Annotated in this window: 9 protein-coding genes; 2 read left to right on the top strand and 7 right to left on the bottom strand. The window is 70.7% G+C overall.

Translation table 11 applies throughout. The features are described 5' to 3' along the window. Positions 1–167: 167 nt before the first annotated feature. From LDL49_RS08150 to LDL49_RS08125, 6 genes are all read right to left on the bottom strand, one after another. Positions 168–767: a hypothetical protein gene (locus LDL49_RS08150; RefSeq protein ID WP_225290324.1), complete on the bottom strand. Its 600-nt coding sequence runs from the start codon at positions 765–767 to the stop codon at positions 168–170. Positions 768–884: 117 nt separating this feature from the next. After that, a complete protein-coding gene (locus LDL49_RS08145) occupies positions 885–1,331 on the bottom strand; it encodes a hypothetical protein (RefSeq protein WP_225290323.1) in 447 nt (148 codons plus the stop codon). Between the two features lie 65 nt (positions 1,332–1,396). Further along, positions 1,397–2,686, bottom strand: coding sequence for a homoserine dehydrogenase (locus LDL49_RS08140; RefSeq protein ID WP_225290322.1), 1,290 nt, complete (start codon positions 2,684–2,686; stop codon positions 1,397–1,399). After that, positions 2,683–4,065, bottom strand: coding sequence for a diaminopimelate decarboxylase (gene lysA / locus LDL49_RS08135; RefSeq protein WP_225290321.1), 1,383 nt, complete (start codon positions 4,063–4,065; stop codon positions 2,683–2,685). The genes LDL49_RS08140 and lysA overlap by 4 nt, the downstream gene beginning before the upstream one ends. A gap of 121 nt (positions 4,066–4,186) precedes the next feature. Beyond that, positions 4,187–4,834 carry an anticodon-binding protein gene (locus LDL49_RS08130; RefSeq protein WP_225290320.1) on the bottom strand — a complete coding sequence of 216 codons (648 nt, stop codon included), beginning with the start codon at positions 4,832–4,834 and terminating at the stop codon, positions 4,187–4,189. A 168-nt stretch (positions 4,835–5,002) separates the two neighbouring features. Next, positions 5,003–6,850, bottom strand: a complete 1,848-nt coding sequence (locus tag LDL49_RS08125) for a hypothetical protein (RefSeq protein WP_225290319.1) — start codon at positions 6,848–6,850, stop codon at positions 5,003–5,005. Positions 6,851–6,920: 70 nt separating this feature from the next. Between LDL49_RS08125 and LDL49_RS08120 the strand changes: the two genes are divergently transcribed. After that, positions 6,921–8,555 (top strand): asparagine synthetase B family protein, encoded by a 1,635-nt coding sequence (locus LDL49_RS08120; protein ID WP_225290318.1) that lies wholly within the window; start codon positions 6,921–6,923, stop codon positions 8,553–8,555. A 261-nt stretch (positions 8,556–8,816) separates the two neighbouring features. Further along, a complete protein-coding gene (gene treS, locus LDL49_RS08115; RefSeq protein ID WP_225290317.1) occupies positions 8,817–10,547 on the top strand; it encodes a maltose alpha-D-glucosyltransferase in 1,731 nt (576 codons plus the stop codon). Here treS and LDL49_RS08110 read toward each other — a convergent pair. Next, positions 10,539–12,806, bottom strand: coding sequence for an ABC transporter permease (locus LDL49_RS08110; protein ID WP_225290316.1), 2,268 nt, complete (start codon positions 12,804–12,806; stop codon positions 10,539–10,541). The two genes, treS and LDL49_RS08110, sit on opposite strands and share 9 nt — an antisense overlap. Between the last annotated feature and the right edge of the window lie 4 nt (positions 12,807–12,810).

Below are 12,810 nucleotides of genomic sequence, written 5' to 3'. Positions count from 1 at the left end.
GGTTCGGTGAGGAGATCATCTCCCTCTGACCTGCGATGAGAGGCCGGCATCAACTCCCGTGACGATGCTGACCAGTCGGCGGGTCCTGGAACCTCGGGTTGACGTTCCGATCTGCTGCGACCGGTCCGTGAGATCGGCTTGTAGGGGTCGCAGGCCAGGTCGAGTGGTCACGTGGTGCGGTGCGCCTTGTCCGCCGTCCTGCGGAACCGCGTGCCGTCCCACCTGTAGGTCTGGCCGACGATCAGGTCTGGACAGCATCTGGGGGCCCGGTCGCTGATCGCCTTGCCGTGCAGGTGCACACTCCCGCCCCGGATCGCGACCTTCAGGGTCCTGAAGTAGCGGTTCTTGCCGAGTTTCCCGAGCAAGCGCGGAGCCGAGGGCTTGGAGGCTCCGTCGTAGACAAAGGCGATCAAGGGATTGCTCGACGTCGAGCTCGGGCACGACGACACGACGACGGTCTCACGCTTGCCATCACGGGTAAGGTCGCCGACGGCCGCCACGCGAGCGCGCACGACGTACCAGGCGGCGTGCGGCTCCGGTTTGGGGCAGTTCAGAGCCGGCTCCACCACGGACGCCCAGTCGATCCGGTCGGCGGCGTTCACCGCGATGGTGGCGGGGGCCTGTGCCGCCGCACTGTCCACGGTGGCCGCGTTGGCGACGCCTCCGCCGAGGACGACCGTCAGGCAGGCGGCCAGGGAGGCGGCGCTGGTCCAGGTCTGGTATCGGCGGGTTCTCGGGTGGCTCGTGCGTTCGGTGAGTGAGGTCATAGTCAGTCCGACGCGGGAAACCTCGGAGATGTTGTGGGCTGTTTGCTCCTGCCATGGGACTTCGTGATGCTCGACCTCATCGGCCCTGCTTGGGACGGCGGGTTGCGAGCACCGGGCTCACGGTGCGAATACCTCGCCGTGCTCCTCATCGGGCAAGGGCTGGGCCGCCTGTGCGGCCAAAGCCGGATCGGCCAGGATTCGGGCAGTCGCCCGCCATTCAGCCGTAATTCGATGCAACGTGGCATGTACGTCGAGATCGACGACGTCGCGAGTGGCGTCGACGATGTCACGGACGAATTCCTGACGCTCGCCAACCGAAAGATGGCGGACCCACGGGAAGACCACCGGTAGAGAACGTTCGACTGCCCGAGCCCCCTCATCGCTCGCGACCAGTGCGGCAAGCAGGCGAGACACGACGTCGGCCGTCTCCTCCCGCTCCCGATCGTGCTGCGCGGTGGTGATGTACAGGTCTTCGCCGTCGCGGCGCTTGATGTGCAACCGGTGCACTCGGTCGAGCGCGTCGGCGACTCGTTTGGAGTGCTTGGAGAGATCGGAGAAGGGCACGGTCGGAGGCAGAACACAGCCCGACCCTCAGAGCGCGAAGCGCCCCAAGGGGAGGACCATGCTTGTCAGAGGTCGCCCTCGACCCGCATCACGCTGGCCACCGCCCGCACGATGTCGAGGTCGCGCAGCCCCTCCATGGTGGCCGTCAGCGCCGCGTCCGTTGCCCGGTGGGTGACGATGACGAGTTGGGCGTCGTCCCCGTGGCCCTCCTGGCGTACCGTCTGGATCGACACGTCGTGCTTGGCGAACAGGTCCGCCACCCGGGCCAGCACGCCCGGCTTGTCCGCCACGTCCAGCGCCACGTGGCAGCGCGTCACGGTCTCCCCCATGTGGTGCACGGGCAGGTCCGCGTACGTGGACTCCGAGGGGCCGCGCGTGCCCGCCAGGCGGTTGCGGGCCACCGCCACCAGGTCGCCCAGCACCGCCGAGGCCGTCGGTGCGCCGCCCGCGCCCTTGCCGTAGAACATGAGCTGTCCCGCCGACGCCGCCTCCACGAAGACCGCGTTGTACGCCTCCCCCACCCCGGCCAGCGGGTGCGTCCGGGGGATCATCGCCGGGTGCACGCGGACCCCGACCGAGCGGCCGTCGTCGGAGCGGGCGCAGATGGCCAGCAGCTTGATGACGTAGCCCATGGCCTTGGCCGAGGCCACGTCGGTGGCGGTGATCTCGGTGATGCCCTCGCGGTGCACCTCTTCCGCCGTCACCCGGCTGTGGAAGGCCAGGCCGGCCAGGATCGCGGCCTTGGCGGCGGCGTCGAAGCCCTCGATGTCGGCCGTGGGGTCGGCTTCGGCGTAGCCGAGCGTCTGGGCCTCCTCCAGGGCGTCGGTGAACGAGGCGCCCGTGGAGTCCATCTTGTCGAGGATGTAGTTGGTGGTGCCGTTGACGATGCCGAGGACCTGTTTGACGTGGTCGCCGGCGAGTGATTCGCGCAGCGGGCGCAGCAGCGGGATGGCTCCGGCCACGCTGGCCTCGAAGTAGAGGTCGCCGCCGCCCGCGCGGGCGGCCTCGTGCAGGGTCGCGCCGTCCTCGGCGAGCAGGGCCTTGTTGGCGGTGACGACCGACTTGCCCTTGGACAGGGCGGACACGATCAGCGAGCGGGCGGGCTCGATGCCACCGATGACCTCGATCACGATGTCGACGTCGTCGCGGGTGACCAGCGACTCGGCGTCGGTGGTCAGGAGCTCGGGGGCCACCTCGACGTCGCGCTTGCGGCCCAGCCGGCGTACGGCCACACCGGCCAGCTCCAGCGGCGCCCCGATGCGTGCGGCCAGGTCGTCGCCCTGCTCGTGGATCAGCCGGATGACCTGCGAACCCACCACCCCGCAGCCCAGCAGGGCCACTTTCAGCGGTTTCACAACTGCCCCCTCAACAGGTCGTCCTCGGTCTCGCCCCGCACGATGACGCGCGCCTCGCCGTCGGTGACGGACACCACGGCGGGCTTGGGCAGGTAGTTGTAGTTGCTGGCCAGCGACCGGCAGTAGGCCCCGGTGGCCGCCACGGCGATCAGGTCGCCCGGCGCGAGGTCGGCGGGCAGGAAGCAGTCGCGCACGATGATGTCGCCGCTCTCGCAGTGCTTGCCGACCAGGCGGCTGAGCATGGGCTCGGCGGAGCTCTCGCGGCTGGCCAGCACGGCGGTGTATTCGGCCCCGTAGAGCGCGGTGCGCACGTTGTCGCTCATGCCGCCGTCGACGCTCACGTACGTGCGCAGCCCCTCGACGTCCTTGACGGTCCCGACCTCGTAGAGGCTGATCCCGCCGGGCCCGACGATGGTGCGGCCGGGCTCCACGGTCAGCCTCGGCACCGGCAGCCCGGCGTCGGTGCAGACCTTGGTGACGATCTCGCGCAGGCCGTCGGCGATCTCCTTGATGTCGGGGGCCTCGTCGCCCTCGACGTAGGCGATGCCGTAGCCGCCGCCCAGGTCGAGCTCGGGCAGCACCACGTCGTGCTCGTCCTTGATCTGCACGAGCAGCGTGGCCAGGCGGCGCGCCGCCACCTCGAACCCGGCCGTGTCGACGATCTGCGAGCCGATGTGCGAGTGGAGCCCGACGAGCTCCAGCGCGGGCAGCGCGAGGATGCGGCGTACGGCCTCGGCGGCGGCTCCGGTGTTGAGCGACAGGCCGAACTTCTGGTCGTCGTGCGCGGTGGCGATGAACTCGTGCGTGTGCGCCTCGACCCCGGTCGTCACCCGGATCATGACCTTGGGCCGCGTGCCGTGCTTCTCGGCGAGGAATCCGAGCCGGGCGATCTCCTCGTAGGAGTCGACGACGATGTGCCCGACGCCCGCCTCCAGCGCCCTGGACAGCTCGGCGGCCGACTTGTTGTTGCCGTGCAGCGTGATGCGCGCGGCCGGGAAGCCGACGCTGAGCGCCACCGCCAGCTCGCCGCCGCTGGCCACGTCCAGGCCGAGGCCCTCGGCCTGGAGCCAGCGGACGATCTCCTTGCACAGGAACGCCTTGCCGGCGTAGTGGACCTCGGAGCCCGCGAAGGCCGTGGCGTAGTCGCGCATGCGCGAGCGCACGTCGTCCTCGTCGAACACGTAGAGAGGCGTGCCGTGGTCGCGGGCCAGATCGCGGACGTCCACGCCGCCGATCGTGAGCGCGCCATCGGTCCGGCTCGACGTTCGCGGCCAGATCGCGGGATTGATCCGGTTGAGGTCGGCGGGCGCCAGCGGCGGGCGCTCGTGGGGCAGCATCTCTGCGTGCCGGTCCCCGGCGGGATGGACGAATCGACTCACCCGAACGAGGCTATCGGAACCGTCGAACCGCCCGGACCCGCTGCCCACGTATCGAGACGCGATCAAGGTCCAAGAGGGATATTTTTACGATTTTTCGCCATTTGGCCGGATATTTTGCCAATCACAGACGCTCCGGCCCCGGCAGCACCTTGAGCACCGCCGCCGCCAGCCGGACGCGCGCCGTGTGCACCGGTGCGGGTGGATCGTCTCCCACGGGTACGGGGGGGGCCAGCTCATAGGCGTCGTGGTACGCCGTCGCCAGCCGTACCAGATAGGGCTCCCACCCCGGAGACCGGCTCAGCCGCCGACCCGGCAGCTCGGCCAGCACGCGGAGCACGGCCCGGTCACGCGGGTCGGCGAGCAGCTCCGGGTGGAAGGGACCGGCCGGGACGTCCAGGTCGCGCGCCCACCGCTGGACGGCGGCCGCCCGGGCGTGGCCGTAGCGCACGACGAAGCCGGGGTTCGCCCACGTGCGGGGGAAATCCGGCCAGAGGTCCTCCGGTACGTCGAGCGGCTCCACGGAGTCCACCAGTACTCCCGGTACGTCCACCACGATCCGCAGAAAGCCGTTGTCCAGCACCTCGCCGGAGACGCGCGCCGCCAGTGAGGCGGGGGGCACGCCGCGACGGAGCGCGGCGGCCGAGACGTAGACCGCCTCCCGCTCCCACGTCCCCTCCGGCACCGGCGGCTCCCCCAGCACCTCGGCAAGCTGCTCGGGCGTCACGGGGCGACCGCCCTGGAAGGTGGCCACAGTGGTCTCCCGTCCCACGACCGTCTCAATCCTGTGACGGTCTGTCATGGCTGACGTCGCTCGGGGAGATACCCCCTCCGGGGGAGCGGAAGACGACGGCCCGTCGTGGCTGACGTTCCTCGAGAGGGACACCCCTCCGGGGAGCAGAAGAAGGCGGGGTCCCTTCGGAGGAGTGGACACACCGCGCTAGATGAGCGCGTGCGGCTCGGCCGAGCCGTACTCGACCAGTTGGGCGGCCCCCAGCAGCCACCGGTCCTCCTCGCGTACCCGCACATAACCGAACCGGTCTGCCGAGAACACCTTGATCCCGTCCGTCCGGCACTGCCGCATCAGCACCTCGTCCCACCCATCGGTGAGGTCGGCGAAGCCGAGCTCGCGGAGCGTGTTGCGGCGGGCCAGCAGCGTGGCGCCGGCGATCTCCGGCAGGTAGGAGTATTCGGCGTCCGGCTGCTTGAGCAGTGTCGCCTGCGGCTTGCGGAGGTGGGCGTAGAAGGCGGCCTTGCCGACGATGTCGGCCGTGCTGAACAGGAACGCCCTGCGCAGGTCGGTCAGATAGTGGGCGCCGTAGACGTCGCGCGGGTCCATCACCGCGACCAGGTCGGCCTCGCACAGGTCGAGACCGTGGTCGAGCATGGCGCCCGTGCTGGCGGCCGGGTCGAGGTCGCGGAAGACCACGTCGACGCCCGTCAGGACCTCGCGGACGCGCTGCTCGGCCCCGCGCCAGGCGAACACCACCACCTGCGTGACCCCCGACTGCCTGGCCACCTGGGCCAGCGCGTGCTCCAGCAGCGCCGAGTCGGGCACGGGCAGCAGCACCGAGACGTTGAGCGTGGCGCGTACGGCGGGCAGGCCGACGGCCTCCAGCAGCTCGTCGGTCCGCTCGGACATCGTGCCGGTGGCGTGGGCGCGGCGCAGGGCCACGTGCGCGCGGCGCGCGTCGGGCTCGGTGCCGATCGAGGTGTTGCAGGCCGCGAGCTCGGCCAGCACCCACTGCGGGGTGCCGGGCGGGCAGTCGACGGCGGCGGGCCAGCGGTAGGAGGTCAGCACGTCGGGGTAGCTCAGGTGCTCGGGCAGCAGCTGGTCCAGCGTGAGCACCCGGTCGATGCGGCCGCCCGAGAGCGGGATCGGGTTGTGCACCCGAGGCTGCACCCCGAAGTGCAGGCGCGGCCAGCCCACGGTGAGGTCGTTGGTGAAGCGGTGCTCGAACAGCTCGGCGGCGGCCGTGTAGGGGGCCACGTCGCCCTGCGTGTGCCAGAACACCGTGCGGATGCCCCGCTCGGCGCACCAGGCCAGCAGGGCCTTGAGCCCCTCGCCCGGCTCGCCGGTGATCTCCTCGGCCCACGGACCCTGGGTGACCGACTCGACCACGAGCAGGTGCGGCACCTCCAGCGGCAGCACCCTGGCGAAGTCGCGCGGCGTGAAGCCGGTCGTCTGCCGCCACTCATAGCGCAGCAGCGCCTCGGTGTGCGGGTCGGCGATCACCGCGGCGGTGATGTGCGGGCGGGTGTTGGGCCCGGTGGGCACGCGGAACGGCTTGAGCTTGAACGAGGCGCCGTTGAGCGTACGCACCGATGTGGTGGCCTGGTAGGCGGCGCCCGGCCGCTCGTCCTTGCCCTGAGCCGCGGCGGCGACCGGCTTGCGCTTGGGCGCGGTGGGTCGTTTGACCGGCTTGGCGGCGCCCTTGAGACCTCTGGCCAGGCGGACCGGGTTGCTCTTTCCGCTCCTGATCGCGTCGCCGAGCCGGTTCCAGCGGGCCACCTTGATCGAGGAGAGCTTCCAGTTGGCCACCTCGGCCTGGAAGCGCTGCTCGGCCAGCTCCTTGCGGAGCTTCTCCGCGGCGGCGCGCTCGCTCTCCAGCCGCTCCTCCGCGTCGGTGAGCCGCTCGGCGAGCGCCTTGGCCTCAGCGGCGTGGTGCTCGGCCTCCACGAGCCGCGCCTGGGCCGCGTCCAGCAGCCTGGCCAGCTCGGCCGCGTGCTCGGCCTGGGCGATCGCCTCACGCAGCGCTCGCCTAGTGCTCTCCAGCTCAGTGCTCACCGAGACCTCCGATTCCTAGCCCGGCAAAGGATACTCTTTTGCGGGAAGCAGCTCGAAGGGATGAGATCCGGTGCAGTTCAACGTGCGACCCTATGTCTGCGGCGGTCTCGGCCGGATCGACACCGTCATACTCGGCAAGCTCGCCGCCGCGGGTCCTCGGGTCAGGCCGGCGCTCCAGACGGCCGAGGCGGCGCTGTTCAGCTCGACGCCGCTGCCGCCCTACCACCGCGCCGGGGGCTCGTTCGCGTTCTCCTGGGGTGAGCGCAGGCCCGCGGCTCTCGACGGCTGGATGTCCATCGCCGAGACGTACGAGGTGCCGGGGCTGATCGGCGACGGCCCGCGGGTCACGCTGCACGCGGGCGCGCTCGGGCTGGTCGACGTCTATTACGTACGGCACGGCGACGCGATCTATTTCTCGTCCCTGATCCAGCCGTTGCTGTCGCTGGTCCCGATCGAGATCGACTGGTCGGCCTGGGCCTCGATCATCCAGGTGACCTTCCCGCTCGGCGAGGCGACGCCCTACCAGCGGATCAAGCGGCTGCCGGGGTCGAGCGCGCTGGTGTTCGACGGCGAGCGGCTGGCCACCGAGCGCGGGCTGCCGCGCTGGCTGCGCCGCGAGCCGTACGAGACGTGGATCAGCGCCCACGAGATCGTCGAGCTGCTGCACGAGGTCTACAAGGACTATGACGGGCGCAAGCTGCTGGTGCCGGTCAGCGGCGGCTACGACTCGCGGCTGCTGGCCAGCGTGGCCCGGGCGCGCGGCTTCGACGTGGAGTCCTGGACGACCAGCCCTGACGAGGGCACCGACACCGACATCGCCTTCGCCCGCTCGATCACCCGTGAGCTGGGCATCTCGCACCGGGTGATCACCCAGTCCGCCGACGCCTACCCCGGCGACGCGTGCGAGGTGGCGCGCCGGCTCGAATACCTGACGCCGCACCACGCCTGGTACGCCCCGTTCGCCAAGGAGGTGCACCGGGCGGGCCGGGTGCTGGTCGACGGCCTGGCCGGCGGCCCGCTGCTGAAGAACTTCATGGTGAGCGTGGCCGCGCTGGAGGCCACCTCGCAGGCCGAGCGGTCGGCCGCGGTGCTGAAGTCGCTCACCCTCGGCGCCCCGTCACAGCCGTTCCTGTCGGCGGCGGCCGGCGCCTGGATGGAGGAGGCGGTGCGCGAGCAGTTCGCCGCAGCGACCTCCATGCTGCACGGGCACCGGGCCGAGCTGCCGCTGTCGGTGCTGCACACGCGCACCGTGCGGGGCATCGCCCGCTCGGCGGTCAATCTGGTCGGGCCCGAGGCGTCGTTCGCGGCGCCGTTCATCCACCCCGACTTCTTCGACGCGGCGCTGTCGGTAGGGGTGGCCCGAAAAGACAAGGGCCGCTTCTACCGCGAGGTGCTGCACGCCGCCAACCCGAGGGTGGCGGCCCTGCCGTCCACGAACGTGGTCAAGCAGCCGTTGCTGCGGGTCCCGCTGCGGTCCACGGCCGCTCCCGCGCGGGCGTACGCGCACCGCATGCTGGAGACGGTCGCCGCGCGGGTGCCCGAGCTGCTGTCGGATGAGCTGCACATGGTCATCGCGGGCGGCCCCGACGCGCTGACCCGGTTCAGCGGGTGGAACGACCGGTTCTGGGTCCGGGGGCTGGTGCTTTTCGGGCTCTGGCTGAGCGACTTCGAGAACGATCTCGGCGATGTGTCGTCCCCTTTCTGATGAACTCTCGGTAACATCACGGTTACACAGTGATCTCATGGGTATTACATCGAGCACAGCACAAGCGGGTTCCGGAAAGCCAACGGGCTGGTAGTGTTCGGCCCGTAAGCGCCGCACAAGCGGGCACCGGGTCACAAATCCGGTCCGTTCAGGGCATGAGGTTCGCAGGGATGACGACCTCAGGCGGCGCGGTCACCAGCTAGTTAGCGCCGGGGAAACCGGTGACTCCGTCCTGCCCACATCTCCTTCTGTGAGCGACATATGATCAACGCATCCCCAACTCCGGAGCCGATTTCCGAGGCGTTCGTCTCGGAAGACCCCTCCTGGTACAAGCGGGCGGTGTTCTACGAAGTTCTTGTCCGAGGGTTCAAGGACTCCAACGGCGACGGCACCGGAGACCTGCGTGGTCTCACGGAGAAGCTCGGCTATCTGGAATGGCTGGGCGTCGACTGCCTCTGGCTGCTGCCCTTGTACGAGTCGCCGCTGCGCGATGGCGGGTATGACATTTCCGACTATATGAAGATCCTTCCGGACTTCGGGGACCTCGGGGATTTCGTCCATCTGATCGAGTCGGCGCACGAGCGCGGGCTGCGGATCATCACCGACCTGGTGATGAACCACACGAGTGACCGTCATCCCTGGTTCCAGGCGTCGCGGCACGACCCGGAAGGGCCGTACGGCGACTTCTACGTGTGGTCCGACGAGCCCACCGGCTTTCCCGACGCCCCGATCATCTTCATCGGCGCGGAGGAGTCCAACTGGACCTACGACCCGGTGCGCAAGCAGTACTACTGGCATCGCTTCTTCCACCACCAGCCGGACCTGAACTATGACAACCCGGCCGTTCAGGAGGCCATGCTGGAGGTGCTGCGGTTCTGGCTGGACCTCGGCATCGACGGCTTCCGGCTGGACGCGGTGCCCTACCTGTTCGAGCGGGAGGGCACGGCGTGCGCGGGGCTGCCCGAGACGCACGCGTACCTGAAGAAGGTCCGCGCCGAGGTCGACCGCCTCTACCCCGACCGGGTGCTGCTGGCCGAGGCGAACGGCTGGCCCGAGGACGTCGTCGAATACTTCGGCGACCCCACCGTGGGCGGCGACGAGTGCCACATGGCCTTCCACTTCCCGCTCATGCCGCGTATCTACATGGCGGTCAAGAAGGAGACGCGCGAGCCCATCTCGGAGATCATGTCGCGCACCCCCAAGCTGCCCGACACGGCCCAGTGGGGCATCTTCCTGCGCAACCACGACGAGCTCACGCTCGAGACGGTGACCGAGGAAGAGCGCGACTACATGCACAGCGAGTACGCCAAGGACCCGCGCATGCGGGCCTACCTGGGCATCCGCCGCCGGCTCGCGCCGCTGCTGGACAACGACAGGGACCGGATCGAGCTGTTCACGGCCCTGCTGCTGAGCCTGCCGGGCTCGCCGGTCATGTACTACGGCGACGAGATCGGCATGGGCGACAACATCTGGCTGGAGGACCGCGACGCGGTGCGCACGCCGATGCAGTGGAGCCCCGACCGCAACGCTGGCTTCTCCTCCGCCGATCCAGGGCGTCTCTACCTGCCCGCGGTCATGGACCCGATCTACGGCTTCCAGGCGGTCAATGTGGAGGCGCAGCAGCGCAGCGAGGGTTCGCTGCTCCACTTCACCCGCAAGATGCTGGAGATCCGCCGCAGCCACCCGGTGTTCGGCCTCGGCGCCTACACCGAAATGTGGTCCTCCAACAACAGCGTGCTCACCTACGTCCGCGAGTACGGCGACGACGTCATGCTGTGCGTGAACAACCTGTCGAAGTATCCCCAGCCGGTGGAGCTCGACCTGCGCCGCTTCACGGGCATGACGCCGGTGGAGGCGCGGGGCGGAGTGCACTTCCCGAAGATCGGCGAGCTGCCTTACCTGCTCACGCTGCCGAGCCACGGGTTCTACTGGTTCGCGCTGAAGGGCCTGGGGGACCCTGAGATCAAGGACAAAGAGGTCGTTTCAGCGTGAGGTGACGGGCACCTGGGCGCGGGCCGCGCGGCGGGCCGGGATGAGCGCGACCGCGAGCGCCGCGCCCACGGCGACCAGCACGGCGACGATCAGCGTGAGGACCGAGGGCGGGCGGCCGATGCCCGCCCCGACCCCGCTGGTGTAGCCCTGGAGGTCGATCAGCCCGGTCACGACCGAGGCCCCGGCCGCCGTGCCGGCCACGATGCCCAGCACGACCAGCAGCCCGGTGCCCGTCACCAGGGTGGCCATCACCTGCCGCGGGGTCAGCCCCATCGCCTTGAGCACGGCCAGATCGAACGCGTGGTCGCGCAGCCCCAGGGCGCTGGCCGTGAGCAGGTTCGCCAGGCCGATCAGCGCCAGCACCGCGATCAGCGCCACGATCACCACCCGGATGACCGACAGCCGGTCGGCCGGGTTGACCACCCGCTGCACGTCGAGACTCTCCCCCGAGGTCGCCAGCAGCCTGTCGCGCACCTCGCCCGGATCGGCGCCCTGGCGCAGCGCGAGGGCATAGAACTCGGGGGGCACGGAGTCCTTGGCCGCCAGGCTGTCGAGCCCCACGGACAGCACCTCGCCGTCGAGGTCCGGCTCCACCGTGCGGCCGACGATCCGCACGATCAGCGGCGAGCCGCCGACGGTCAGCCGGATCCGGTCACCGATCCTGGCGCCGAGCAGGTTGAGCAGCCCCTGCCCCGCGACGGCCTCGCCGGGCTGGCCGTACATGCGGCCTTCGACGACCGGGAACGGGTAGGGGTCGGCCGAGCTGCCGATGGCCCGCACCCTGACCGAGCGGGCCGCGCCGGGGGCCAGGGCGTTGACGTCGGTGCCCGCGTAGACGCTCTGGACGGCCCTGTCGGACTCGGCGATGCGCTGGGCGTCGGCCGCCTCCAGCTTGCCCGGCCGGACGTACAGGCTGGCGTGCTGGCCGACCTGCTCGGGGTGGCTGAGGAAGTTGTCGAGCGTGGCCCAGACGCCGAGCCCGATCGTGATCATCATCATCGGCACGGCCAGGCCGAACGCGGTCAGGAACGCGGGCAGCCGCCTGGTGAAGGCGTCGCGGGTGCCGAGGACGAGCGCGGGTGGCAGCCGTACGAGCAGGCCCAGCCTGGCCAGACGGGACAGGTGGCCGCGCGGCGGCGCCGCGGGGGCACCGGGGATGGGCGGGGTGCGCCCGCCGCGCCAGGCCGGCACTCCGACCGCGGCGAGCACGGTCAGCGCAGTGCCGCCGACGATGGCCAGCACGGGCACGGGCGCGACGGAGGTCGTGCCGAGCACCGCCACCGTCACCGCCCATCCGGCGAGCGTGCCGACGCCGACGCCGAGCAGGCCGAGGGCGCCGTGCTCGACCAGGAGCAGCAGGGCGAGCTGGCCCCTGGTGAAGCCCATCGACTTGAGCGTGGCCAGGTCGCGCAGCTGGCCGAGCACCCGCCCGCCGGCCGCGTTGGCCAGCGCCAGGGCGGCGGCGACCAGCCCGACCACGCCGAACAGCGCCAGCAGCGTGCCGAGCAGCCGGTTGTCGAGCTCCATCGCGGCGCGTACCTCGCGCCAGGTGTAGACGCGCTGCAGCTGGTCCTCCAGCATGACCACGACGCGCTGGGAGACCACCTGGGTGGCGTCGGGGTCGGCCAGGCGCAGGCCGGTCACCCACTCGCTGCGGCCGAGCATGGGCTCGATCCGATCGAGCGTCGCAGGCAGCACCCAGGCCAGGCCGGGCGTCCACTCGGGGTAGAAGCCCTGTTCGGCGGAGTCGGCGATGCCGCGTACGTACAGGGTGTGGCGCTCACCGCTCAGCGCGATGATGGAGAAGGCGTCGCCGAGCTTGAGCCGCAGCGCCCTGGCGAAGGAGCGCTCGACCACCACGCCGTCGGACTGGGCGGGGTCGAGCCAGCGGCCCTCGGCCACGACCGGGTGCGCCACCCGGGGCGGCGTGGTGGGCATCGCGCGCAGCGCCGCGGGCTCCTTCTTGCCGTCCTGGACCACGGTGACGGGCGCGGACCTGTAGGGGCCCGCGGTCTGGGTGACGCCGTCGATGCCGCCCAGCGCGACCTGGGGGCTGTCCTTGGTGTAGAACCACACGTGGGCGCCGTCGGTCTGGGCGAACAGGCTGCGCCACGGGTTGGTGCCGTCCTCCAGCAGGGTGACGGCGGTGATCAGCGCGGCCACGATCCCGGCCACGGCGAGCACGGTGAGCAGCGCCTGGCCCCGCCTGGCCCGCAGGTCGGCCCTGATCCACCGGCTGCCCGCCCTGGCCGTGCTCATTTCG

This window comes from Nonomuraea aurantiaca (assembly GCF_020215705.1).
In the GTDB taxonomy this organism is placed as follows: Bacteria; Actinomycetota; Actinomycetes; order Streptosporangiales; family Streptosporangiaceae; genus Nonomuraea; species Nonomuraea aurantiaca.
Note: the sequence above shows the minus strand (reverse complement) of the source record. Positions and strands in the feature narration are given on the sequence as shown.